Annotated in this window: 19 protein-coding genes and 1 tRNA gene; 7 read left to right on the top strand and 13 right to left on the bottom strand. The window is 68.3% G+C overall.

Annotation, left to right across the window (positions count from 1 at the left end):
• Window positions 1-79: 79 nt before the first annotated feature.
• The 6 genes from rho to argS all read right to left on the bottom strand — a co-directional run bounded on the left by rho (window position 80) and on the right by argS (window position 9,092).
• Complete coding sequence (gene rho / locus ACZ5Z0_RS15150; RefSeq protein ID WP_464109137.1) at window positions 80-2,209, bottom strand: transcription termination factor Rho; 2,130 nt, start codon at window positions 2,207-2,209, stop codon at window positions 80-82.
• Between the two features lie 309 nt (window positions 2,210-2,518).
• Window positions 2,519-3,505: a homoserine kinase gene (gene thrB, locus ACZ5Z0_RS15145; protein WP_464109136.1), complete on the bottom strand. Its 987-nt coding sequence runs from the start codon at window positions 3,503-3,505 to the stop codon at window positions 2,519-2,521.
• Between the two features lie 2 nt (window positions 3,506-3,507).
• The gene (gene thrC, locus ACZ5Z0_RS15140; RefSeq protein ID WP_464109135.1) at window positions 3,508-4,614 is read right to left on the bottom strand and encodes a threonine synthase; all 1,107 of its coding nucleotides are present in this window, start codon (window positions 4,612-4,614) and stop codon (window positions 3,508-3,510) included.
• Window positions 4,615-5,931, bottom strand: coding sequence for a homoserine dehydrogenase (locus tag ACZ5Z0_RS15135; protein WP_464109134.1), 1,317 nt, complete (start codon window positions 5,929-5,931; stop codon window positions 4,615-4,617).
• Window positions 5,932-7,422 (bottom strand): diaminopimelate decarboxylase, encoded by a 1,491-nt coding sequence (lysA, locus tag ACZ5Z0_RS15130; protein ID WP_464109133.1) that lies wholly within the window; start codon window positions 7,420-7,422, stop codon window positions 5,932-5,934.
• A gap of 5 nt (window positions 7,423-7,427) precedes the next feature.
• Window positions 7,428-9,092 carry an arginine--tRNA ligase gene (argS, locus tag ACZ5Z0_RS15125; RefSeq protein ID WP_464109132.1) on the bottom strand — a complete coding sequence of 555 codons (1,665 nt, stop codon included), beginning with the start codon at window positions 9,090-9,092 and terminating at the stop codon, window positions 7,428-7,430.
• Between the two features lie 170 nt (window positions 9,093-9,262).
• On the opposite strand from argS, the gene ACZ5Z0_RS15120 reads away from it, so the two are divergent.
• Window positions 9,263-9,338, top strand: a tRNA-Arg gene (locus ACZ5Z0_RS15120).
• An 84-nt stretch (window positions 9,339-9,422) separates the two neighbouring features.
• Here the strand turns inward: ACZ5Z0_RS15120 and ACZ5Z0_RS15115 are convergent.
• Together ACZ5Z0_RS15115 and ACZ5Z0_RS15110 are read right to left on the bottom strand one after the other, a co-directional pair.
• A complete protein-coding gene (locus tag ACZ5Z0_RS15115) occupies window positions 9,423-10,028 on the bottom strand; it encodes a cysteine hydrolase family protein (protein ID WP_464109131.1) in 606 nt (201 codons plus the stop codon).
• A 109-nt stretch (window positions 10,029-10,137) separates the two neighbouring features.
• Window positions 10,138-11,112: a cation diffusion facilitator family transporter gene (locus ACZ5Z0_RS15110; protein ID WP_464109130.1), complete on the bottom strand. Its 975-nt coding sequence runs from the start codon at window positions 11,110-11,112 to the stop codon at window positions 10,138-10,140.
• Between the two features lie 113 nt (window positions 11,113-11,225).
• Here ACZ5Z0_RS15110 and ACZ5Z0_RS15105 point away from each other — a divergent pair, with 113 nt between their 5' ends.
• Together ACZ5Z0_RS15105 and ACZ5Z0_RS15100 are read left to right on the top strand one after the other, a co-directional pair.
• Window positions 11,226-12,287: a M4 family metallopeptidase gene (locus tag ACZ5Z0_RS15105; protein WP_464109129.1), complete on the top strand. Its 1,062-nt coding sequence runs from the start codon at window positions 11,226-11,228 to the stop codon at window positions 12,285-12,287.
• A 42-nt stretch (window positions 12,288-12,329) separates the two neighbouring features.
• Window positions 12,330-12,626, top strand: coding sequence for a protealysin inhibitor emfourin (locus ACZ5Z0_RS15100; RefSeq protein ID WP_464109128.1), 297 nt, complete (start codon window positions 12,330-12,332; stop codon window positions 12,624-12,626).
• Here ACZ5Z0_RS15100 and ACZ5Z0_RS15095 read toward each other — a convergent pair.
• The gene (locus ACZ5Z0_RS15095; protein WP_464109127.1) at window positions 12,623-13,588 is read right to left on the bottom strand and encodes a GlxA family transcriptional regulator; all 966 of its coding nucleotides are present in this window, start codon (window positions 13,586-13,588) and stop codon (window positions 12,623-12,625) included. The genes ACZ5Z0_RS15100 and ACZ5Z0_RS15095 overlap by 4 nt on opposite strands.
• Before the next feature lie 81 nt (window positions 13,589-13,669).
• Here ACZ5Z0_RS15095 and ACZ5Z0_RS15090 point away from each other — a divergent pair, with 81 nt between their 5' ends.
• Window positions 13,670-13,837, top strand: a complete 168-nt coding sequence (locus tag ACZ5Z0_RS15090; protein WP_464109126.1) for a hypothetical protein — start codon at window positions 13,670-13,672, stop codon at window positions 13,835-13,837.
• Between the two features lie 114 nt (window positions 13,838-13,951).
• Window positions 13,952-17,938 (top strand): ATP-dependent RNA helicase HrpA, encoded by a 3,987-nt coding sequence (gene hrpA / locus ACZ5Z0_RS15085; RefSeq protein WP_464109125.1) that lies wholly within the window; start codon window positions 13,952-13,954, stop codon window positions 17,936-17,938.
• Between the two features lie 13 nt (window positions 17,939-17,951).
• On the opposite strand, the gene ACZ5Z0_RS15080 is transcribed toward hrpA, so the two are convergent.
• On the bottom strand, window positions 17,952-18,380 hold the full coding sequence (locus ACZ5Z0_RS15080; protein ID WP_464109124.1) for an HIT family protein: 429 nt from the start codon (window positions 18,378-18,380) through the stop codon (window positions 17,952-17,954).
• Complete coding sequence (locus ACZ5Z0_RS15075; protein ID WP_464109123.1) at window positions 18,377-19,537, bottom strand: NAD(P)-dependent alcohol dehydrogenase; 1,161 nt, start codon at window positions 19,535-19,537, stop codon at window positions 18,377-18,379. The genes ACZ5Z0_RS15080 and ACZ5Z0_RS15075 overlap by 4 nt, the downstream gene beginning before the upstream one ends.
• A gap of 236 nt (window positions 19,538-19,773) precedes the next feature.
• Here ACZ5Z0_RS15075 and ACZ5Z0_RS15070 point away from each other — a divergent pair, with 236 nt between their 5' ends.
• Complete coding sequence (locus ACZ5Z0_RS15070; protein ID WP_464109122.1) at window positions 19,774-21,123, top strand: HNH endonuclease; 1,350 nt, start codon at window positions 19,774-19,776, stop codon at window positions 21,121-21,123.
• Window positions 21,124-21,129: 6 nt separating this feature from the next.
• Here ACZ5Z0_RS15070 and ACZ5Z0_RS15065 read toward each other — a convergent pair whose 3' ends face one another.
• A complete protein-coding gene (locus ACZ5Z0_RS15065; protein WP_464109121.1) occupies window positions 21,130-21,990 on the bottom strand; it encodes a sulfurtransferase in 861 nt (286 codons plus the stop codon).
• 48 nt (window positions 21,991-22,038) lie between these two features.
• Between ACZ5Z0_RS15065 and cds1 the strand changes: the two genes are divergently transcribed.
• Window positions 22,039-23,136 carry an L-cysteine desulfhydrase Cds1 gene (gene cds1 / locus ACZ5Z0_RS15060; protein ID WP_464109120.1) on the top strand — a complete coding sequence of 366 codons (1,098 nt, stop codon included), beginning with the start codon at window positions 22,039-22,041 and terminating at the stop codon, window positions 23,134-23,136.
• Here cds1 and ACZ5Z0_RS15055 read toward each other — a convergent pair.
• Window positions 23,133-23,789 (bottom strand): MBL fold metallo-hydrolase, encoded by a 657-nt coding sequence (locus ACZ5Z0_RS15055; protein WP_464109119.1) that lies wholly within the window; start codon window positions 23,787-23,789, stop codon window positions 23,133-23,135. The two genes, cds1 and ACZ5Z0_RS15055, sit on opposite strands and share 4 nt — an antisense overlap.
• Window positions 23,790-23,792: the final 3 nt, after the last annotated feature.

Below are 23,792 nucleotides of genomic sequence, written 5' to 3'. Positions count from 1 at the left end.
CTGGCGTACGCAGTACGTCAGGCGCAACGCGAAGGGGCGGGACCGGCAAAAATATGCGACGGCCCCACCCCCTGCTCAGCTACTTGTCGTTATCGGACTTCGCACCAAGCGTGGTCTTCTGCACCTGCATGAGGAACTCGACGTTGCTCTGGGTCTCCCGGATCTTGTTGGTCAGCAGCTCAAGGCTCTGCTGCGTTTCGAGTCCGGAGAGGACGCGGCGCAGCTTCCACATGATCTTGACTTCCTCGGGGGAAAGCAGGTTCTCTTCGCGGCGGGTACCGGACGCGTTGACGTCTACGGCCGGGAAGATGCGCTTGTCAGCGAGCTGGCGGGACAGGCGCAGTTCCATGTTGCCGGTGCCCTTGAACTCTTCGAAGATGACCTCGTCCATCTTGGAACCGGTCTCGACGAGCGCGGTAGCCAGGATGGTCAGCGAGCCACCGTTTTCGATGTTGCGGGCTGCACCGAAGAAGCGCTTCGGCGGGTACAGCGCGGCGGAGTCCACACCACCGGACAGGATGCGGCCGGAGGCCGGTGCTGCCAGGTTGTACGCGCGGCCCAGGCGGGTCATCGAGTCCAGCAGCACCACAACGTCCATGCCCATTTCCACGAGGCGCTTGGCACGTTCGATGGAAAGTTCAGCCACGGTGGTGTGGTCGTCGGCGGGACGGTCGAAGGTGGAGGCGATGACCTCACCCTTGACGGTGCGCTGCATGTCCGTGACTTCTTCGGGGCGTTCGTCAACGAGCACCATCATGAGGTGGACCTCAGGATTGTTGGTGGTGATGGCGTTGGCGATGGACTGCAGGATGAGCGTCTTGCCGGCCTTGGGCGGGGAGACGATCAGGCCGCGCTGGCCCTTGCCGATCGGGGCGACCAGGTCAATGACGCGCGGACCGATCTTCTTTGGATCCGTCTCGAGGCGCAGGCGCTCGGAGGGGTACAGCGGGACGAGCTTCGCGAATTCGACGCGGTCCTTAAGTTCCTCGGGGGTCTTGCCGTTGACAGAGGTGACGCGTACCAGGGCGTTGAACTTCTGGCGTGCCGACTGCTGCTGGTTGCTCTGCTGGCTTTCGCCCTCACGGGGTGCGCGGATGGCGCCGACGACGGCGTCGCCCTTGCGCAGGTTGTACTTCTTGACCTGGGCGAGGGACACATAGACATCGTTCGGGCCCGGCAGGTAGCCGGAGGTGCGGATGAACGCGTAGTTCTCCAGCACGTCCAGGATGCCTGCGACGGGCAGCAGAACGTCGTCCTCGGTGACCTCGACGTCGTCGACGTCGGGTCCCTGGGAGCGGCCGCGGCGGCGTTCGTTGCGGTCGCGGAAGCGGTCGTTGCGCGAGCTGTTGTCGCGGTTGTCCTGGCCACCGGAGCGGTCATTGCGGTCGTTCCGGTCGCGGCGATTGCGGCGGTTGCGGCGGCTGCCGCCGTCATTGTCGTCGCTATCGCGGGCGTTGTCGCGGTTGTTGTCGCGGTTGCCCGAGGCGTTGTCGCGGCTGGTGTCCCGGCCGCGGGTGTTCTCGCGGCGCTGGCCGTCGTCGCTGCCCTGCTCGGACTGGCGCGGTTCGGACTGGCGCTGCTCGGTGCGCTGTTCAGCCTGGCGCTGTTCGACGGCTGCCGGCTCGGCCGGGGCTTCGCCTGCTGCAACGGCGGGCGCTTCGGTCTGGGCGGCCTCGCCGCGGCGGCGGTTGCGGGTCCGCGGCTGGCGGGTGCGGTCGCTGCCCTCGGAGCCCTGTTCAGCCGGTGCCTGCGTCGGCGCCTGCGTCGGCGCAACGGCGGACGGTGCCTCCACCGCAGCTGCGGCGGGTGCCTCTGCGGCGGGGGTGGTGACGACGCCGTCGCTGCCGGCGCGGCGGCTGCGGCCCCGGGTCCGGGCCCGCGGATTTTCCTGGGCCGGAGCCTCGGACGCGGCGGCTGCCGGTGCGGCGGCCGGAGCCGCAGCGTGGGCAGCAGTGCCGTTGTCGCTCGCCTTTTCGGCGGCACGGGCAGGTGCCTTACTGACCGGAGTGCCGGCCCGGTGGGCGGAAATGGCGGTCACCAGATCGCCCTTACGCATCCGGGAGCCCCCGGAGATCCCCAGCTGGCTGGCCAGGGCCTGGAGCTGGGCGAGCTTGAGGCCTGCGAGGCCGCTGCTCTTGGCGGGTGCTGCCGTTGCGGCAGCAGAAGATGATGTTTCCACAGCTGAAGACAGCTCAGTGGTTTCGGTCACGAAGGATCCTTCCCCCTCGACGGCGTCCAGGCTAGGAGCTGGACGCGGTGATTTGATCTGGGCTGCAGTTCAGATCTGCAGCCGGGATTTCGGCCTTGCCGGTTGGATATCGGCCGGCAGGGCCGGATACTGCTACACCAGGTCACGCTCCGGAATTGAGGAACGGCCGGCTGACACTTCAGGGGGTACAGAGGAATTCTGCAGCTTCCTGCGTCAGACCGAAAGCAGGTGGCACCGGAAAATATTGCGCAGTGAAAGATGAGAGAGGCAACTTGGCCAACATCGCGGTCTTAGAAAAAGCTTGCGTGATTACCGCCGGTGCACTTCCACTTTAGCACCTTCAGTGTCCACAGCCAGCTTCATCACACGCCAGGCAACCTCCGGCGTGTTGGCGGCGGTGAACGAGCCGATGAAGTCGACGACGTCGGCCGCTTCCTGTTCACCGGCGGCCAGGACCAGCACGGTGGGTCCCGCGCCGGAGACGACGGCGGCGTGGCCGGCGCCGCGCAGCGCAGCAATCAGCTCGGCGCTGGGCCGCATGGCCTCGGCCCGGTAGCTCTGGTGCAGGTAGTCCTCGGTGCCGGGCAGCAGGAATTCGGGCTTCTGCGTCAGCGCATGGATCAGCAGGGCCGCGCGTCCCGAGTTCATGGCTGCCGCGTGGTGCCCCACGGAAGCAGGCAGCAGAGCCCGGGCAGCCTCGGTGGAGAGCTCGAAGTCAGGAACGGCGACCACCGGAATGATCGCAGGGGCAACCGCAGCGCAGGTGCTGCTGTACTGGTCACTGTCCTGCCAGGACAGTGCCAGTCCGCCGAAAATGGCCGGAGCCACGTTGTCCGGATGCCCCTCCAGCTTTGACGTGAACTGCAGGATCCAGTCTTTGCCGCGCTGCGACGCCGCAGGGATCAGTGCATTCGCGGCGGTGGCGGCGGCCACCACCGCGGCCGCGGAGGATCCGAGTCCGCGGCCGTGGGGATTGACGTTGTCCGCCGTGATCCGCAGCCCCTCGTGGCGGTAGCCCAGCAGGTGCAGCGCCTCGGTAAGGGCCCTGGCCACCAGGTGGCTCGCATCGCGGGGCAGCGTGTCAGCGCCCTCGCCGCTCAGGTCGAATTCCAGTTCGCCGCTTGCCAGGGTCTCCACCGTCAGCGTGTCGTGCAGCGAGAGCGCAAGCCCCAGACTGTCGTAGCCGGGACCCAGGTTGGCGCTGGTGGCCGGGACCCGGACGGTGACTACTTGCCCCGCCGGAACCGCCGGCGTGTCGGCGGGTGATTCGGCGGGGACGGTGAGGGTGGTTTCCACGGTTATTTTTCTTCCAGTCCCAGTTCAGCGGCCACCGTGACGACGTCGTTGGCAACCTTGACCGGCTGCACGTCACTGCCGTCCTCGGTGCGGAGGGCCCACTGCGGGTCCTTGAGGCCGTGGCCGGTGACCGTGATGACGATGGTCTTGCCGGAGGGAACCTCGCCGGCGGCGTGCTTCTTGATCAGCCCGGCGACGCCGGCGGCGGAGCCGGGTTCCACGAACACACCTTCGCGAGCGGAGAGCCAGCGGTGCGCGGCGAGGATTTCCTCGTCGGTGACGGCCTCGATCACGCCGCCGGATTCGTCGCGGGCGGCGACGGCGGTATCCCAGGACGCGGGGTTGCCGATCCGGATGGCGGTGGCGATGGTGTCCGGCTCGGTGATCGGGTGGCCGGCAACGAACGGCGCGGCGCCGGCGGCCTGGAAGCCCCACATCACCGGCGTCTTCGTGGCGACGGCGGACAGGGTCCCGGCGGTGGCGGATTCGTAGGGCGCCGCGTACTCCTTGTAGCCCTTCCAGTACGCACTGATGTTGCCGGCGTTGCCAACCGGGAGGACATGGATGTCCGGGGCGTCGCCGAGGGCGTCAACCACCTCGAACGCACCGGTCTTCTGGCCCTCGATCCGGGCCGGGTTGACTGAGTTGACAAGGAACACCGGGTAGGACTCCCCCAGCTTGCGGGCGATGTCGAGGCAGTCGTCGAAGTTGCCGTCCACCTGGAGGAGGGTTGCCCCGTGCGCGATCGCCTGGCTGAGCTTGCCCATCGAGATCTTGCCCTCGGGTACCAGCACGGCACACTGCAGCCCGGCCGAGGTGGCGTACGCCGCAGCGGAGGCGGAGGTGTTGCCGGTGGAGGCGCACACCACGGCCTTGGCACCGGCGTCAACGGCCGCCGTCATGGCCATGGTCATCCCGCGGTCCTTGAAGGATCCGGTCGGGTTCATGCCCTCGACCTTGAGGTAGACCGTGCAGCCGGTGAGCTCGGAGAGCTTCTGTGCGTGCACCAGCGGGGTGCCGCCCTCGCCCAGGGTGATGACCTTGGTGGCCTCGGTGACCGGCAGGCGTTCAGCGTATTCGCGGATGACCCCGCGCCATTGGTGAGCCACTTAGACCCCTTCTACCCGCAGTACGGATGTGACGGTATTGATGACGTCCAGGCCCTTCACGGCCTGGACGGTTGCTGCCAGTGCGGCTTCGCTCGCGCGGTGCGTGACGATCCGCAGCTCCGCCGACTCTGACTGGGTGTCGGGGCCGCGGTGGATGGTCTGCCGCATGATTTCGATGGAGACGCCGTGCTCGGCGAAGAGCTGCGCGATCCGGGCAAGGACACCGGGCTGGTCCGCGACATCGAGGCCGATGTAGTAGCTCGTGACCGCCGCGCTGATCGGCGCCGCGGGGACCTGGCCCGTCGTGGTCTCGGTCCGGCCGGGGCCGTCCAGGACGATGCTGCGGGCGGCTGAGACGAGGTCCCCCATCACGGCCGATGCCGTCGGTTTCCCGCCGGCGCCCTGGCCGTAAAACATCAGCTCGCCGGCGTTTTCCGCCTCGATGAAGACGGCATTGAACGCGCCGTGCACCGCGGCCAGCGGGTGCTCGCGCGGCAGCAGCGTCGGGTGCACGCGGACGGAGACCCCTTCCGCACTCCCGGGATCGGTCAGCTTTTCCGCGATCGCCAGCAGCTTGATGACAAATCCGGCCTCCTTTGCCGCGGCGATGTCCGCCGCCGTGACGGAGCTGATGCCCTCGCAGTGGACGTCCTCGAGGGCGAAGCGGGTGTGGAAGGACAGCGAGGCGAGGATCGCGGCCTTGGAGGCGGCGTCGTGGCCTTCGACGTCGGCGGTCGGGTCGGCTTCGGCGTAGCCGAGCCGCTGGGCCTCGGCGAGGGCGTCGGCGAACTGCGCGCCGGTGGTGTCCATCTGGTCCAGGATGAAGTTGGTGGTCCCGTTGACGATGCCCAGCACGCGGGTGATCCGGTCGCCGGAGAGGCTGTCCCGGATGGGCCGCAGTATGGGGATCGCGCCGGCGACGGCCGCCTCGTAGGACAGTTGCACGCCCGCTTTGTCGGCTTCTTCGTGGAGGGTCGGGCCGTCCTTGGCAACAAGGGCCTTGTTGCCGGTGACGACGCAGGCGCCGTTGCGCATGGCGGCCAGGATCAGGGTTCGGGCCGGTTCGATCCCGCCCATCAGTTCGATCACCAGGTCCGCGTCCTTCACCAGGGCCTCGGCGTCCGTGGTGAACAGCTCGCGGGGCAGGTCGACCTCGCGGGGGGCGTCGACGTTGCGCACGGCGATGCCGGCCAGCTCCAGGCGGGCGCCGGCGCGCGCGGCCAGCATCTCGGCGTCGTCAATGAGAATCCGCGCAACCTGGGCCCCAACGTTGCCACAGCCCAGCAGGGCCACTTTCAGGGTTCGCAATTCCGTCATTCAGACTCCCATGTCGCGGTTCAGCAGATCTTGTTCGGTTTCGCCGCGGACAATGAGCCGGACTGATCCATCGCGTACCGCGACAACGCCCGGCCGGGCCAGATAGTTGTAGTTGCTTGAGAGGGCCCAGCAGTAGGCGCCGGTCCCCGGTACAGCGAGCAGATCACCGGCTGCCACGTCCTCGGGCAGGTATACATCTCTAACAACTATGTCGCCGCTCTCGCAATGTTTGCCCACCACTCGGGACAGCTGCGGAGCCGCGGTTGACGCTCGCGAGGCAAGAATCGCCGAATAATCCGCGTCGTACAGCACCGGGCGGGCGTTGTCGCTCATGCCGCCGTCCACCGACACATACCGCCGGGGGTACGTAACGTTTTCCGCTGCGTTTTCCGTCTCTCCGCCGGTTTTTCCGGTCGGGGCGTCCACCCGCACGGTCTTCACGGTGCCGACCTCGTAGAGCGTGAAGGTGCTGGTGCCCACGATCGCGCGGCCCGGTTCGATCGAGATCCGCGGCGCGGTGATGCCCAGTTCGGCCACCTTGGCCCGCACGACGGCGGCCATCGCCTGGGCGATCTCCGCCGGCGGGCGCGGGGTGTCCACCGGGGTGTAGGCGATGCCGTAGCCGCCGCCCAGGTCCAGTTCGGGCAGCACGATGGAGTATTTGGCCTGCATCGCGGCCAGGAAGTCGAGCAACTTCTCGGCGGCGAGGGCGAAGCCGTCCGGTTCGAAGATCTGGGAGCCGATGTGGCAGTGCAGGCCCAGCAGTTCGATGCTGTCGTGCCCGGCGGCGGCGGCCACGGCCTCCTCGGCTGCGGACAGCCCGGCCTGCTCGGTCGAGTCGCCGGCCATCGAGAGGCCGAACTTCTGGTCCTCGTGCGCGGTGGCGATGAATTCGTGCGTGTGTGCGTGCACGCCGGGGGTCAGCCGCAGCATGACCTTCGCCCTTTCGCCGCGGTTCGCCGCAATGGCGGCCACCCGCTCCAGCTCCGCGAGGCTGTCCACCACGATCCGGCCCAGCCCCATGTCCAGGGCGCGGTGGATCTCGCCGTCGGACTTGTTGTTGCCGTGCAGCGCGACGGCGGCGCCGGGAATGCCGGCCCGGGCGGCGACGGCCAGCTCCCCGCCAGAGGCCGTGTCGAGCCGGAGCCCTTCCTCCTCGACCCAGCGGACGACGGCGGTGCACAGGAACGACTTGCCGGCGTAGTAGACGTCCACTCCCCCGCAAATGTCCGCGAATGCCTCGTTGAAGGCATCCTGGAACGCCCGCGCGCGGGCGCGGAAGTCGGTCTCGCTCATGACGAACAGCGGGGTCCCGAATTGACGCTGCAGTTCGCTGACCGGGATGCCGTCGATGGCGAGCTCGCCGCCGTCGTTGCGTTCCACACCGGCGGCCCACATCGGCGTGTGCAGGGCGTTGAGGTCCTCCGGCACGGCGAGCCAGTCCGGGGCGAGCGGTGACCCGGCCGTGCTGTTGTTCGGGTTCGCGGTCATGGCGTTCACATCCGTTCCGGCGCCGAAACGCCCAGCAGTTCCAGTCCGTTGGCCAGTACCTGGCTGGTGGCATCGTTGAGCCACAGCCGGGTGCGGTTAAGGTCGGTGATGGCTTCATCGCCGAGCGGGGCGACACGGCAGGCGTCATACCAACGGTGGTAGGCGCCGGCGATGACCTCCAGGTGCCGGGCGACGCGGTGCGGCTCGCGCAGTTCGGCGGCCTTGGCCACAATTGAGGGGTAGCTGCCCAGGTGCGAGAGCAGTTCGTTTTCCGTCGCGTGGTCCAGCAGTGCGGCGTCGAAGCTGTCCTGGCCATCCACCCGGCGCTCGACCCCGGCGGCCACGGCGTTGCGCGCGGCGCCCCGGGAGCGTGCGTGCGCGTACTGGACGTAGAACACCGGGTTCTCGTTGCTGTGCTTTTTGAGCAGTTCCGGGTCCAGGGTCAGCGGCGAGTCGGCCGGGAAGCGGGCCAGGGAGTACCGGACGGCGTCCTTGCCCAGCCAGGAGATCAGGTCCTTGAGCTCGATGATGTTGCCGGCACGCTTGGAAAGCTTGGCGCCGTTGACGGAGACGAGCTGGCCGATCAGCACCTCGATGTTGACCTCGGGATCGTCGCCGGCCGCGGCCGCGATCGCCTTGAGCCGGTTGATGTAGCCGTGGTGGTCGGCCCCGAGCAGGTAGATCTTCTCGGTGAAGCCGCGGTCCTTCTTGGACAGGTAGTAGGCAGCGTCGGCCGCGAAGTACGTCGGTTCGCCGTTCGCGCGGATCATCACGCGGTCCTTGTCATCGCCGAAGTCGGTGGTGCGCAGCCAGACCGCGCCGCCGTCGTCGTAGACGTGGCCCTGTTCCCGAAGCCGGGCGACGGCGTCCGCAATGGCGCCGGCGTCGTGCAGTTCCTGCTCGGAGAAGAAGACGTCGAACTCGACGCCGAACTCCGCGAGCGTCTGCTGGATGTCCTTCAGCTGGGCTTTGTAGGCGGCCCCGCGGATCACCGGCAGCGCCGCGACGTCGGTGAGTTCCCGAATGTCCGGGTGCTGGGTCAGCACCTCATAGCCGAGGTCCGCGATGTATTCGCCCGGGTATCCGCCTTCCGGAACGCCGCGGCCGTGCAGCCGGGAGAGCACGGAGTGCGCGAAGACGTCCATCTGCGAGCCGGCATCGTTGATGTAGTACTCCGCCGTGACGTTGGCGCCGGAGGCCCGGAGGACGCGGGCGATCGAGTCGCCCAGGGCGGCCCAGCGGGTGTGGCCGATGTGCAGCGGGCCGGTGGGGTTGGCCGAGACGAACTCCATGTTGACCGTGCGGCCGGCGAGCGCGGTGTTGGTCCCGTACGCGGCGCCCGCCTCGACGATGGCTTTCGCGAGCGCACCGGCGGCCGCGGCGTCGACGGTGATGTTCAGGAAGCCCGGCCCGGCGATGTCGACGGCGGAGACTCCCTCGATGGATGCCAGCCGCTCACTCAGCAGCCCGGCGAGCTGACGCGGGTTGGTCCCCGCCGGTTTCGCCAGCTGGAGGGCAATATTGGTGGCCCAGTCGCCGTGGTCCCTGTTCTTGGGTCGTTCCACGCGCACCGCGTCCGGAATGTCGGCGGCGGCAAGGGCGATTTCACCGGCGGCGACGGCGTCCTTCAGGCAGGCGGATATGGCGAGGGAGAGTTCTTCTGGGGTCACGGTTCCAGCCTACCGGGGGCCCGCAGTACCGCGGAATTTTCCCGCCGTCATCTTCTCCCGCGCGCCTCCCGGGATGGCTCCCGGCGGACCCGGGCGGGCGGTTTTCCTTTGGAGCCCACCTTCCTGCTAAGCTCTAGGACGTCCCGCCGGTAACGGCAGGATCCCTGATTGCCCTCGTAGCTCAGGGGATAGAGCGTCTGCCTCCGGAGCAGAAGGTCGTAGGTTCGAATCCTATCGAGGGCACCACCAAAACCCCGCCGTTTCAGCGAAACGGCGGGGTTTTTGCGGTCAATCCCCAGACGCCGGTGCGGCCTTCGTTTGTCCGCCGGACTAGGTCAGCCGGCTGGAGAATTCCTCTCCGGTCATCGGGGTGGAGAACATCGGATAGTCGTACGCGATTGCGTTGTCGTGTTCCTCAACCGAGGTCGCGGCGACACAGTCGCTGAGCGTCACCACCTGGTACCCGTTCTCGTAGCCGCTGCGCATGGTCGATTCGACACAGCAGTTGGTCAGGAACCCGCCCAGGGCAATCGTGGTGATGCCTTTACTCCGCAGGATGAAGTCCAGGTTTGTGCTGGCGAAGGTGTCCAGGCCCCGCTTGCCTTCAATGACGATGTCGCCCTCGGCCGGCGCCAGTTCGTCGATGATGGCCGCACCCCAGGTTCCCTTGACAAACACGCCCCCGTCCACGACCCCCTTGAGGATCCCGTATGGATGCTTGCCAAGCTCGTTGTATCCCTCGGCAAAAGTGATGGGCGCGTGCATGACCGTGGCACCGGCCGCGCGCGCCGCCTCTACGACGCGGGCCGTGTTGGCGAGCATGTCCGTTTTTTCCATGACCGGCCGGACCGCGTCGTGCAGGCCGCCGCCCTCGGACGTGAAGTCATTCTGGTATTCGATGAGTACAACGGCGGTGGTGTTCGGATCGAACGTCAAGGCATCCTCCTGGTGGGCGGTGGACCGCCGGCGGCACTGCCGACGGTCGAGGCCAGAGTAGCCGCCGCCCCTGCCCAGGACAAGGGTGCACCCCCGGATCCTCCGCCGTTCAGGCGCCGGCGCGGCTCTCCCCCGCGCCGAACTCCAGGGCAGCCTCGTCCGGTGTGGCGAGGGTCAGCACGGCTTCCTCCACCGTCGCGTGGTCCTCCAGCTCGCGCTCTATCCGGCGCAGAGCCACGGCGACTTCATGTTCCGGGTGGTCGCCCTGCAGGTCGACGGCGGCGACGAGGTACAGCTTGCGCGGTCCGACAAACTCCAGGTGCAGGTACGTGAGCCGGGCAATCTCCCGGTGTTCCAGCACCCGGCGGGCCATCGACCTTTCGATGTCCGGGGTGACGCCCTGGCCCACCAGGAAGCGCCGGTTGCGATCGATCAGCACGACGGCGACGACGGCCAGCAGCACGCCGACGATGATCGAGCCCACGGCATCGGGCACCGGCGAGTCCGTGAGCTGGTGAAGGAATACGCCAGCAAAGGCGACGACCAGGCCGATCAGGGCCGCGGCGTCCTCCGCGAACACGGCGCGCAGGGTGGGATCGGAGCTGATCAGGACCTGTTCCAGGGTGTGCCGTTCCAGCTGGTGCGCCGCCTTCCGGGTCTGGCGGAACGCCTGCGTGAAGGAGATTCCCTCGAAGACGAAAGCGGCGGCCAGGACCACGTAGGCCACCGCGAAGTCGGCGGCAGGCTCAGGGGTGATGAGCTGCTGGATGCCGTGCATGATGGAGACCACCGCGCCGGCGGTGAAGAGCCCGAAGGCCGCAAACATCGACCACACGTAGGCTTCCCGGCCGTAGCCCATGGGGTGGCCCTTGTCCCGCGGCCGGGCGGACCGCCGTTCGGCGAAGAACAGGAACACCTGGTTCCCGGTGTCCGCCCAGGAGTGCGCGGCCTCTGCCGTCATCGAGGCCGACCCGGTGAGGAGCGCGGCCACCGTTTTTGCCGCGGCCACAAGGAAATTCGCCGCGAAGGCGATGATCACCGTCAGCAGGGTCGACCCGGGCTTCTTCTTCTCCGATTGCGCCATTGGCCTACCGTATCCAACCGGCAGGCTCCTGCAGGCCCAGGGTTCCCAAACCCTGCCAAATGTCGGCTGCCCCTCGTAGTCTGTTGGCATCGGCAGAAGCTAAGGGGTCTCATATGTACTGCTCCATCATCCCGCCCTACCTGTTGCGCCGGCTGGCGGCACAGCACCACGAACCACGGCTCCAAATGGCGGCCCGCGCCGCGAAGGAAGCCCTGCAGCACGTCAAGAGTTTCCAGGCGTCGCGCGCGGCACCGGCGGCCGCCGCACCTCCGGGGCTGCGGCAGCTCACGCCGGGGCCGCCCCAGCGCACTATCTACGATGCGAAAGCCTCCGAGGAACTCCCGGGCGTGCTGCTGCGCAAGGAAGGAGAACCCGCCACCGGTGATCCGGCCGCGGATGAGGCCTACGACGGCCTGGGCCACACGCACCGGCTGTATGCGGAGGCGTTCGGCCGGAACTCCGTTGACGGCAACGGCCTGCCCCTGGACGCCACGGTGCACTTCGGCCATCTGTACGACAACGCCTTCTGGGACGGCCGGCAAATGGTCTTCGGCGATGGCGACGGCCAGGTCTTCAACCGCTTCACGGCTTCCCTCAGCGTGATCGGCCACGAACTCGCCCACGGCGTCACCCAGTACTCCGCCGGGCTCGCGTACCGCAACCAGGCCGGCGCCCTCAACGAATCCCTCTCGGACGTTTTTGGCGCCCTCGTGGAGCAATACGTCAGGCAGCAGTCCGCGGCCGAGGCCAGCTGGCTGATCGGCGAAGGCCTCTTCACCGACCAGGTGCAGGGCACGGCACTGCGCTCCATGAAGGCCCCGGGAACGGCGTACGACGACGACGTACTGGGCAAGGATCCGCAGCCGGACTCGATGGACGGCTATGTCCACACCAGCGCCGACAACGGCGGGGTGCACCTTAACTCGGGCATCCCTAACCGCGCCTTCTGCGTTGTCGCGACCACGCTGGGCGGCAACGCTTGGGAAGCCCCCGGACACATCTGGTACGACACCCTGACGGGAGGGTCGCTGCCGGCGGCGGCCACGTTCAGCGCCTTCGCCAAGGCCACTGCGGCGTCCGCCAGGGAACTCTACGGGTCCGAATCCCGGGAGCATGACGCCGTGCGGCAGGCGTGGGAAACTGTGAAGGTAAAGTACCCGGGAGTGAGGCGCTAGCCGCGTTCCGGCAGAGACCAGCCCGATCCAGATCCGAGTCCGATGAAAATTACTGTCCAGCGCAGCGGCGGCGTGGCCGGCATGAAGCGGACGTGGACCGTCAGTCCCGAACCGCCTGAGGACATCGACCGCTGGCAACCGCTCATCGAAGCGTGCCCATGGGACGCCGTCGCCGGGCTCAGCGGGGCCGGCCAGCCGGACCGGTTCATGTACAGCATCCGGGCCGATCAACGCCGGGCGGTCCTGCCGGAGCACGAGCTGACCGGTCCGTGGCGCGAGCTTGTCGAATGCGCCCGCGCTGCCGCCGAGTCGCCCGGGCCGAACGGCCAGCCCGGTTAGACGGCTGCGAGGTGCCCGCGGAAGGTCCGCCGGTAGGACTGCGGGCTGGTGTCCAGCACCTTGGCGAAGTGGTGCCGCAGCAGCACCGAGTGGCCGAACCCGGATTCCCGGGCGATCTCGTCGATGTTGAGGTCGGTCGTCTCGAGCAGCTCCTGCGCCCGGAGCACCCGCTGCGAATTGAGCCAGGCTGCCGGGGTCGCGCCGGTCTCGGCCCGGAACCGGCGCGCAAAGGTCCGCGGCGACATGTGCACGCGGGCGGCGAGCTCGTTGACGGAGTGGTCCTCCTCCAGGTTCGCCACCATCCAGCGCAGCAGCTCTTCCATCGGCTGCGAACCGCACCGCGGCATCGGCCGGTCGATGAACTGGGCCTGGCCGCCGTCCCGGTGCGGCGGCACCACCATGTCCCGGGCGATGCTCGCGGCCACGTTCGCCCCCAGCTCCACCCTCACCAGATGCAGGCAGGCGTCGATGCCGGCCGCGGTGCCGGCGCTGGTGATGATCCGGTCGTCCTCGACGTACAGCACGTTCTCGTCAACCAGCGCGGACGGATAGCGGCTGGCCAGCTCCTGGGAGTAGTGCCAGTGCGTGGTGCAGCGGCGGCCGTCCAGCAGCCCGGCCCGTGCGAGCGCGAAGGCACCGGAACAGATCGACATGACCCACGCTCCCCGCGCATGCGCGTCACGCAGCGCCTCGAGGACGGATTCGGGAACGTCCTCGTCCCGGCCGAACGGGGTCATGATGACCAGGTCCGCATCCGCCGCCGCCTCCAGTCCTAGCCCCACATGCATCGAGAGCCCTGATTTCATCGGCACGTCCCCCGGAACCGGCGTGCAGACGCGGAAATCAAAGGCCGGCACACCGGCGCCCCGGTCCGAGCGGTCGACGCCGAACACCTCGAAGGCCGTCCCGAACTCGAAGATCGAGAAGTGCGGAACGACGATCATCGCCACTGAATTGATCATGAATCCAGTGTGGCAGAAATTTGAGCTTTTTGGGCATTTCTGCCACTTTTTTTACCCCGCGCTCCGGAGAACCATGGAGTTATGGAACTCATCGGAATCGCCCTCATTGTCCTGGTCCTCGCCGCCGTCGCCGCCACCCTCCGGGCCCTCCGGAAGGACGGCCTTGGCCACAACCCGCCTGTCCGCTCGGAGGACTACTGGATGGCTCACGACCTCCCCAGCACCGGCTACAGCCTGAGGTTCTTCTAAACCATCACCGCACCGCTGCCCTCGCTACCCGCCGCTGCCCGGCCCCACCAGGGACCGGGCAACCCTATGTCCGGCGCCGGGACAGTAAGCCGGGCCAGTAGACTGAGTGCAGCCATGACACTGCATATCTCCTACCCCGCCGAGCTGCCGGTCTCCGAGCGCCGCGAGGACCTGATGGCCGCCATCGCAGCGAACCAGGTGACCATCATCGCCGGCGAGACCGGTTCCGGTAAGACCACCCAGATCCCCAAGATGTGCCTGGAGCTTGGCCTGGGCGAGAACGGCCTGATCGGCCACACCCAGCCGCGCCGACTCGCCGCCCGCACGGTCGCCGAGCGCATCGCCGAGGAACTCGGCGTCGAGATCGGCCAGGAGGTCGGCTTCCAGGTCCGCTTCACCGGGGAGGTCAGCCGCTCCACCAAGGTCAAGCTGATGACCGACGGCATCCTGCTGGCGGAGATCCAGCGCGACAAACTGCTGCGCAAATACAACGCGATCATCATTGACGAGGCGCACGAACGCAGCCTCAACATCGACTTCATCCTGGGCTACCTCAAACAAATCCTCCCCCAGCGCCCCGACCTGAAGATCATCATCACCTCGGCCACCATCGACCCGGAGCGCTTCGCCAAGCACTTCGGCAGCGAGGAGGCGCCCTCCCCCATCATCGAAGTCTCCGGCCGCACCTACCCGGTGGAGATCCGCTACCGCCCGCTCTCGGCGCCGGCCGGCGGCCCCGGCGCAATTGGTGATGATGCGGACAATTCCTCCGACGACGAACTCGAAGAGGACCGCGACCCGCTGGATGCCGTCTGCGACGCCGTCGACGAACTCGCGCTGGAGGCGCCCGGCGACATCCTCATCTTCTTCTCCGGCGAGCGGGAGATCCGCGACGCCGCTGAGGCGCTCAACGCGCGGATCCAGGCCAACCGGCGGCTGGCCGGCACCGAGGTCCTCCCGCTCTTCGCCCGGCTCAGCCTGCAGGAGCAGCACAAGGTCTTCCACCCCGGCAGCAAGCGCCGGATCGTGCTGGCCACCAACGTCGCCGAAACCTCCCTCACTGTCCCCGGCATCAAATACGTCATCGACACCGGCACCGCCCGCATCTCCCGTTACTCGCACCGGACCAAGGTCCAGCGCCTGCCGATCGAGCGGGTCTCCCAGGCCTCCGCCAACCAGCGTTCGGGCCGCTGCGGCCGTGTATCCGACGGCATCGCGATCCGGTTGTACTCGGAGGAGGACTTCGAGTCGCGGCCGCTGTTCACCGATCCGGAAATCCTGCGCACCAATCTCGCCGCCGTCATCCTGCAGATGACCGCCATGGGTGTGGCCCGCGGTCCGAAGGACGTGGAAAACTTCCCCTTCGTTGAACCGCCGGACTCCCGTGCGATCAACGACGGCGTCTCGCTGCTGCGCGAGCTCGGCGCCCTGCGTCCGGCCGGCGCCGCGGGCGACGGCGGCGCACGGAACAGGAACGGCAGCGGGCTCACCGCCGTCGGGCAGCAGCTCGCCCAGCTGCCGGTGGACCCCCGCCTGGGCCGGATGATCGTCGAATCCGGCAGGCGCGGCTGCGTCCGCGAGGTGATGATTTTGGCCGCGGCTCTGACCATCCAGGATCCGCGCGAGCGTCCAACCGACAAGCAGCAGCTTGCCGCGGAGAAACACGCGCGGTTCCGGGACGAGAACTCGGACTTCACCGGCTACCTGAACCTGTGGAACTACCTGCAGGAGAAGCAGCAGGAGCTCTCCTCGACGGCTTTCCGCCGGCTCTGCCGCAACGAGTTCATCAACTACCTGCGGGTGCGGGAATGGCAGGACCTCTTCGCCCAGCTGCGCCAGCTCGCCCGGCCGCTGGGGATCAGCCTCGACAATAAGCGGCTCACTGATCCGGTGGGCCACCACGAGGGCATCCACATCAGCCTGCTCTCGGGGCTGCTGAGCCATATCGGCATCCTGGACGAGCGCAAGCGCGAGTACGCGGGTGCCCGCGGCAGCCGCTTCGCGATCTTCCCCGGCTCGGCCTTGTTCAAGAAGTCCCCCACCTTCGTGATGGCGGCCGAGTTGGTCGAAACCAGCCGGCTCTGGGCGCGCGTCGCGGCGAAGTTCGATCCACTCTGGGCCGAGCAGGTGGCACCGGACCTGGTCAAGCGCAGCTACAGCGAACCGCACTGGTCCAAGAAGATGGGCTCGGTGATGGCGCATGAGAAGGTCACGCTGTACGGCGTGCCCATTATTCCGAGCCGCCGGATCAACTACGGCAAGGTGGATCCGGAACTCTGCCGGGAACTGTTCATCCGGCACGCGCTGGTGGAGGGCGACTGGCAGACCCACCACAAGTTCTTCCACCGCAACCGTGCCCTGCTCCAGGAAGTCGAGGAGCTCGAGGCTCGGATGCGCCGCCGCGACATCCTGGTCGACGACGAGACCCTCTTCGAGTTCTACGATGCCCGGATCGGCAAGGACGTGGTCTCCGAACGCCACTTCGACAAGTGGTGGAAGGACGCGCGCCAGCAGGACCCCACCCTGCTGGATTTCGACCAGGCGCTGCTGATCAGCGAGGACGCCGATGCGCTGGATGATTCCGCGTACCCGAAGACCTGGCAGCACAAGGGCTTCGAACTGCCGCTGAGCTACGAATTCCATCCCGTCGCCCCCGGCTCCCCGCCGAACCCTTCGGACGGCGTGACCGCCGAGGTCCCGGTATTGTTCCTGAACCAGCTGGACGACGCCGCGTTCCGCTGGCTGATCCCCGGCCAGCGGGTGGAACTGGTCACGGCCCTGATCAAGTCACTGCCGAAGCAGGTGCGGAAGAACTTCGTCCCCGCACCCGATGTCGCACGCCAGGCCGTGGCCGCGCTGGAGGCCGGTTTCGATCCCGCCACGGACGAGCTGGAGGCCTCGCTGGAACTCGTGCTGCGCCGGATCCGCGGCCAGGTGATCCCGCCCGGGTCCTGGAACTGGGACGCCGTCCCGCCGCACCTGCGGGTCAGCTTCCGCGTAGTCGATTCCCGCGGCAAGGTCCTCGACGAGGGCAAGGATCTCGCTGTATTGCAGGAAAAGCTCGCGCCCGCCACCCGCCGCGCCATCGCCGAGTCCCTCGGCGCCACCCCGTCAACAGCTGCGCCGAAGGCCGGCGGCAAGGCCACCGACCGCGCGAACGGCACCGCCAACGGCACCGCCGCCGGGCCTACCGCCGCACCGGCGCAGCCCGCGGCCGCCCCGGCGGGGTTCACCGAACTGTCGGGCCTGAAGGACTGGACCTTTGGCACCGTCCAGCGCCAGGTCCAGGGCACCGTCAAGGGCCACACCGTCACGGGCTACCCTGCCCTGGTCGACGAGGGCGGCTCGGTGGCGCTCCGGCTTTTCCAGACGCGTTCCGAGCAGGAGCAGGCCATGCGCGGCGGGGTGATCCGGTTGCTCGCGCTGAAGGTGCCGCCGCCGGACCGCTATGTGCTCGAGCACCTGAATAACACCGAGAAACTGACTTTCAGCCAGAATCCGCACGGCTCGGTCTCCGCGCTGATCGCGGATTGCGCCCTGGCCGCGATCGACAAGCTCACCCCGGCCGAGTTGCCGTGGGACGAGACCTCCTTCAAGGCGCTCTACGAGCAGGTCCGGGCCGAGCTGATCGACACGGTCTTCACGGTCACCGCCGTCGTCGAACGCATCCTCGCCAGCACGCGGCGGATCGAGAAGCAGCTCAAGGGCACCACGAGCCTGGCCCTGATCAGCGCCCTCAACGACGTCAAAAGCCAGCTGCAGCAGCTGGTCTTCCCCGGGTTCGTGGCACGGACGGGCTACGCCCAGCTCAGCCAGCTACCCCGCTACCTTGCGGCCATCGAGAAACGCCTTGAGAAGCTGCCCGGCAACGTCCAGCGGGACGCGCAGCACATGGCGACCATCCAGGCACTTGAGGACGATTACGACGACGCCGTTTCCGCGCTGCTGCCCGGGCGCCGGGCTGGGACCGAGTTAACCCAGGTCCGCTGGATGATTGAGGAACTGCGGGTGAGCCTCTTCGCCGTCGAACTCGGCACGGCCTATTCGGTCTCCGAAAAGCGGATCCGGATCGTCCTGAACAAGGCGCTGGCGCCGGCTTAGTGTTTCCGGGCGCCTAGGCGTCCGGGACGTGCTGCGCGTGGCCGGCTTTGCGCAGGCCAGCGCGCAGCTTCTCCGCGTTGGCGTCCAGCCTGGCCGGGTCCGGGTGCTGGTCCACCGAGCCGAAGTCGAAGTCCGCCATCGACTTGGAGGGCCACACATGGACATGCAGGTGGTTGACCTCGTAGCCGGCGACGATGAGGCCGGCCCGGGCGGCGTCGAACACGTCCACCTGGACCGCGCCGATCTTGCGGGCCACCTCCATCACCCGGGCAAGGACCTCAGGAGCGGCATCCGTCCAGCGGTCCACTTCCTCGGTCGGCACTACGAGCGTGTGCCCGTCGGCGAGCGGGCCCACGGTCAGGAACGCGACGACGTCGTCCTCGCGCCAGACGAAGCGGCCGGGGATCTCGCCGTTGATGATCTTGGTGAACAGGGTGCTCATACATCCGCCTTTTCCGCCGGGGACCCCAGGGTGCTGGCGTCCAGGACAAATCGGTACTTCACGTCGCCCGCCACCATGCGGTCGTAGGCCTCGTTCAGCTGGTCCGCGCCAACCACCTCGACGTCGGACACCACACCGTGCTCGGCGCAGAAGTCCAGCATCTCCTGGGTCTCGGCGATGCCGCCGATCAGCGAGCCGGCATAGGCGATCCGGCGCCGGATCAGGGCCCCGGGGTTGACCGGCGGCATCGCCTCCGAGGGCAGGCCCAGCTGGAAGAGGGCGCCGTCGACGCGCAGGGTGCGGAAATAGGGGTTGAGGTCGTGCGGTGCGGCGACGGTGTCGATGATGACGTCAAGGCTGCGGTCCGCGGCATCCATCGCGGCCGGGTCCGTGGAGAGGATGACGTGGCCGGCGCCGAGTTCGCGGGCGGCCGCAAACTTCGCCTCCGACGTCGTAAAGACTGTCACCTCCGCGCCCATGGCCTTGGCGATCTTGACTGCCATGTGGCCGAGGCCGCCGAGCCCGACGACGCCGACGGCGTCGCCCTCCTCGACCTCGAAGTGGTTCAGCGGCGAATAGGTGGTGATGCCTGCGCAGAGCAGCGGCGCCGCCGCGGCCGGGTCCATGCCCTCCGGGATGCGCAGCACGTAGTTGCGGTCCACGACGATTGAGGTGGAGTAGCCGCCCTGGGTGATCGAGTCTCCGTTGCGGGCATCCTTGGCGCCGTAGGTTCCGGTTGTGCCGTTTTCGCAGTACTGTTCCAGGCCGTCGAGGCAGCTGTCGCATTCACGGCAGGAATCCACCAGGCACCCGACGCCGACACGCTCGCCAACGGCGAAGTCGTCGACGGCCGAGCCCACACGGCTGACGCGGCCGACGATTTCGTGTCCCGGGATCAGGGGATAGTTCTGGGCGCCCCATTCCCCGCGGGTGGCGTGCACGTCCGAGTGGCAGAGCCCGCAAAACTCGATCGCGATCTCGACGTCGTCCTCCTTGGGCGCGCGCCGGGCGACGGTCAGCGGCACGAGGCCGCTGCCGCTGGACGTGGCACCGTAGGCGGCGGCGAGCGTGGCACCGGTGGAGGCGGCGCCGGTACTGTCATTGAGGTCGGGAAGCGGCTTGGCGAGCGGCGGCGGTACGGGGCGTCCGGGAGTCATGGTTTGACGCTACCCCCGGGAGCGGTTTCGATGCCACTTGGGGTGGCGCGGAATGGGGGGCCGTGGCCGAGTTGAATCCTGCGCTGGACGCGTTGGAGACGCGGTGCCGACCCTCCATTGTTCTGGCCGGCGCTCCTGGAGTCACGTCCGGGCCCACCGCGTGCCCGATGCATTCCAATGCGGTGGAGCGGCTCCGCAGGGCAATTAATGTCATAGCCCTGCGGGACACTTGAATCATGGACGGCAAGCAAGGGCCTGACGTGGCTCTGACGGCGGGCGTGACGGTCGCGGATCTTGCGCGGATCGTGGCCGGAATCCCGGTACCGGCCAGTGCCGCGGCGCTCATCGACGAAATACGCGAGCTGGAGGACCTGACGTCAGCCCTGGCCGCCCGTCAGGCCCGTTTGTCCGGCACGTTCGATTTGCTCCAGCGCCGGGAACAAGCCGCCGCCGGTCTGCCGGCCGAGCAGCTGGGCGCCGGCGTCGGGGCTCAGATTGCCCTGGCACGGCGCGAATCCCCCGCCAAGGGCGGCCGGCTCCTCGGCCTCGCCAAGGCCCTCGTCACCGAAATGCCGCACACCCTCGCCGCCCTGGAAACCGGCCGGCTCAACGAATGGCGCGCCACCCTCCTGGTGCGCGAGACGGCGTGCCTGTCCGCGGTGGACCGGACTGCCGTGGACGAGGAACTCGCCCCCGATACCGGAGCCTTCGATGGCGCCGGCGACCGGGCCATCGTCGCCGCGGCCCGTGCCGCCGCCTACCGGCGCGATCCCCGCTCCGCCACCGACCGCGCCGCCCATGCCGAGGCCGAACGCCACGTCAGCCTCCGCCCGGCACCGGACACCATGTGCTACCTCACCGCCCTGCTCCCCGTCGCCCAGGGTGTTGCCGTGCACGCCGCCCTCACCCGGCACACCGACGCCGCCCGCTCCGACGGCGACACCCGCTCCCGCGGCCAGCTGATGGCCGACGCCCTCGTCGAACGTGTAACGGGCAAGGCCGGCGGGATCAGCGGCGTCGAAATCCAGCTGGTCATGACCGACCGGGCCCTCTTCCAAGGCGACAGCGAAGCCGCCCGACTCCCCGGCTACGGGATCGTGCCCGCCGGGTGGGCGCGCACACTGGCCGGCCCGGATCTGGACCGGAACCAGGACCAGTCGTTGAGGGTCTGGCTCCGGCGGCTCTACACCGCCCCCGCCACCGGCGAACTCGTCGCCATGGACTCCCGCGCCCGGCTCTTCCCGCCCGCACTGCGCCGCTTCATCCAGGCCCGCGACGACACCTGCCGCACCCCGTACTGCGACGCCCCCATCCGCCACCTGGACCACATCATCCCCTGGCACGACGGCGGCACCACCAGCCTCGGCAACGGCGCCGGACTCTGCGAAGCCTGCAACCACACCAAGGAAGTTCCCGGCTGGAACGCCCAACCCCGCCCCGGACCCCGACACACCCTCGAACTCACAACGCCGACCGGCCACAACTACCACTCCACCGCCCCACCCCTGCCCGGAACGGGCCCCACCCTGCGGCCACAACAGCGCTCCGGTAAGGACAGACGCCCGGCAGCGCACCCTGCCGCTTAGCCTGCGCTAGTTCGCCGCGACTGCATCGCCGTCGGGAGCAGCGCCCGTCACGACGTCGTTCGCGGGATTGTTGGACCATTCCGAGAACGACCCCGGGTATAGGGCCGCGGAAACCCCGGCGATCTCCAGCGCCGCGATCTCATGGGCCGCTGTCACGCCGGAACCGCAGTACACGGCGGTGGGCAATCCGGCCCGAACACCTAGGGCGGCAAAGCGTTCGCGCAGCTCTGTCGCCGGAAGAAACCGGCCGTCCGCCGCGAGATTCCCGGTGGTGGCCGCACTGACGGCCCCGGGAATGTGCCCGGCGCGGGGGTCTATGGGTTCGATCTCGCCGCGGTACCGTTCGCCGGCTCGGGCATCGAGCAACAGACCTTTGCGGGACCACGTGGCAGCCCCGGCACCGTCGATCGCCGGCATCGAACCGTCGGACAGTACGACGTCGCCGGGTTCCGCGCCGGAATCGCCGCTGTCGACGTCGAATCCGGCGTCCCGCCAGGCGGCCAGGCCGCCGTCGAGCAGTGACACGGAGGGGAAGCCGCCGTTGCGCAGCATCCACCAGAGCCTGGCTGCAGCCAGGTTGCCGGTGTTGTCGTAGGCCACCACGACGTCGCCGTTCCGGATGCCCCAGGAGCGCGCGGATTGCTGAAATTGCTCCAGCGGCGGCAGGGGATGGCGTCCACGGCTGGGGTCGGCCGGTCCGGCAAGCTCGGTGGCGAGGTCCACGAAGACCGCGCCAGGGATGTGCGCCTCCAGATAATGCTCGCGGCCGTGCAGGTCGCCGAGGGCCCAGCGGACGTCCAGCAGCACCGTCCGTGTGCCGGCGTCCAGCCGGTCCTTGAGTTCGGCCACAGTCATGAGGGTGTCCATCCGTCCACTCTAACCGTGGCCTGGCGACGCCCCGGGTAGGCTGGTGCGGTGACGAGAGTGCGCCAGCAGGACCGGGTTTGGGCCGACGAAGCCATCCGCCGGATCAATGCCGAGAACAACAGATCCGCCGACACGCACCTCTACTCGGTGCCGCTGCCCGAACACTGGGGCGTCCAGCTGTATCTCAAGGACGAATCGACCCACCGCACGGGCAGCCTCAAGCACCGCCTGGCCCGCTCGCTGTTCCTGTTCGGGCTGGTCAACGGCTGGATCCGTGAAGGCACCACCATCGTGGAGGCCTCCAGCGGCAGCACGGCCGTCTCCGAGGCGTATTTCGCCCAACTTCTCGGCCTGCCGTTCATCGCGGTGATGACCCGGACCACGAGCCGCGAGAAGATCGCGCTGATCGAACAGTTCGGCGGCTCCTGCCACCTGGTGGACCATGCCTCGGAGGTCTACGCGGCGGCCGAGGATCTGGCCCGCAGCACCGGCGGCCACTACATGGACCAGTTCACCTACGCCGAGCGCGCCACCGACTGGCGGGGTAACAACAACATTGCCGAGTCGATCTTCGGCCAGCTGGCACTCGAGGAGCACCCGGTCCCGCGCTGGATCGTCGTGGGAGCCGGCACCGGCGGAACCAGCGCCACGATCGGCCGATACCTGCGCTACCAGCGGCACGACACCCGCCTCGCCGTCGTCGATCCGGAGAATTCCGCGTTCTTCCCGGGCTGGCTGGCCAGCCGCGACGGCGGCGCTGCGTCGGACGCCACCGGGCTGCCTTCCCGGATCGAGGGCATCGGGCGGCCGCGGCTGGAGCCGAGCTTCGTCCCCGCCGTGATCGACCACATGATCCAAGTGCCGGACGCCGCCTCGGTGGCCGCCATGCGGCACCTGCGCGAGCACGCCGGGCTGCACGCAGGCCCGTCCACCGGCACGAATCTCTGGGGCGTCTGGCAGCTCATCGCCCAGATGATCGCCGAGGGCCGCCGCGGCAGCGTCGTCTCGTTGATGTGCGACGCCGGCGACCGCTACTCGGGCAACTACTACAGCCCCGAGTGGCTGCAGTCCCAGGGCCTTGACCCGGCGCCCCACGAAGCCACCATCCGGGAATTCTTCGCCAGCGGAGCCTGGCCGGCGAGCTAAACCTCCACGGACTCGCCGCTGGCCAGATGGCGGTATTCGGTGCCGTACCTGGCGCCGATCCTGGTCACGTGCCCCTCGATCAGGCCGCGTCCCGTGTCGTTCAGCAGGGCATCGTGGATCTGAAACGCCCGCGGCGCGCGCACCCCGATGACAAAGTCCACGACCTCGCCCACCTTGTTCCACGGCGCGTGAATCGGCACCAGCAAGGTCTGCACCTCGATGCCGTCCGGGATCGCAAAGGAATCCCCCGGGTGGTAGAGGTTGGAGTCCACCAGAAAGCCGACGTTGGCGACCACCGGGATCTGCGGATGGATCAGCGCGTGCTGCCCGCCAAAACTCCGGACCGCAAAGCCGGCCGCCTCAAAGGACTCGCCGGCGGCCACCGTGTGGATCCGCCCGGCGGCCTCGGGCGCTTTGCCCCTCAGCTCGGTGGCCACGCCCGCGGGAGCGAACAGCTGCAGTTCCGGACTGGCCAGCAGGGCCCCGGAGACGGCGTCGACGTCGATGTGGTCTGCGTGTTCATGGGTGACAAGCACGGCGGCCGCGCCGTCAAGCGCCCGGTCCGTTTCGGAGAAGGTGCCCGGGTCCAGCACGAGCACCTGTCCTTCCTTTTCGATCCGGACGCAGGCGTGGGTGAATTTCGTCAGCTTCATCCG

Source organism: Arthrobacter sp. T2-23 (assembly GCF_055398325.1).
This window is presented reverse-complemented; position numbering and strand designations above follow the sequence as displayed.

Excerpts from the sequence above, each read along its gene's own strand:
- ACZ5Z0_RS15135 (WP_464109134.1), bottom strand. The coding sequence starts at position 5,931 with ATGACGGAATTGCGAACCCTGAAAGTGGCCCTGCTGGGCTGTGGCAAC.
- lysA (WP_464109133.1), bottom strand. The coding sequence starts at position 7,422 with ATGACCGCGAACCCGAACAACAGCACGGCCGGGTCACCGCTCGCCCCG.
- ACZ5Z0_RS15110 (WP_464109130.1), bottom strand. The coding sequence starts at position 11,112 with ATGGCGCAATCGGAGAAGAAGAAGCCCGGGTCGACCCTGCTGACGGTG.
- ACZ5Z0_RS15105 (WP_464109129.1), top strand. The coding sequence starts at position 11,226 with ATGTACTGCTCCATCATCCCGCCCTACCTGTTGCGCCGGCTGGCGGCA.
- ACZ5Z0_RS15100 (WP_464109128.1), top strand. The coding sequence starts at position 12,330 with ATGAAAATTACTGTCCAGCGCAGCGGCGGCGTGGCCGGCATGAAGCGG.
- ACZ5Z0_RS15095 (WP_464109127.1), bottom strand. The coding sequence starts at position 13,588 with ATGATCAATTCAGTGGCGATGATCGTCGTTCCGCACTTCTCGATCTTC.
- ACZ5Z0_RS15090 (WP_464109126.1), top strand. The coding sequence starts at position 13,670 with ATGGAACTCATCGGAATCGCCCTCATTGTCCTGGTCCTCGCCGCCGTC.
- hrpA (WP_464109125.1), top strand. The coding sequence starts at position 13,952 with ATGACACTGCATATCTCCTACCCCGCCGAGCTGCCGGTCTCCGAGCGC.
- ACZ5Z0_RS15080 (WP_464109124.1), bottom strand. The coding sequence starts at position 18,380 with ATGAGCACCCTGTTCACCAAGATCATCAACGGCGAGATCCCCGGCCGC.
- ACZ5Z0_RS15075 (WP_464109123.1), bottom strand. The coding sequence starts at position 19,537 with ATGACTCCCGGACGCCCCGTACCGCCGCCGCTCGCCAAGCCGCTTCCC.
- ACZ5Z0_RS15070 (WP_464109122.1), top strand. The coding sequence starts at position 19,774 with ATGGACGGCAAGCAAGGGCCTGACGTGGCTCTGACGGCGGGCGTGACG.
- ACZ5Z0_RS15065 (WP_464109121.1), bottom strand. The coding sequence starts at position 21,990 with ATGGACACCCTCATGACTGTGGCCGAACTCAAGGACCGGCTGGACGCC.
- ACZ5Z0_RS15055 (WP_464109119.1), bottom strand. The coding sequence starts at position 23,789 with ATGAAGCTGACGAAATTCACCCACGCCTGCGTCCGGATCGAAAAGGAA.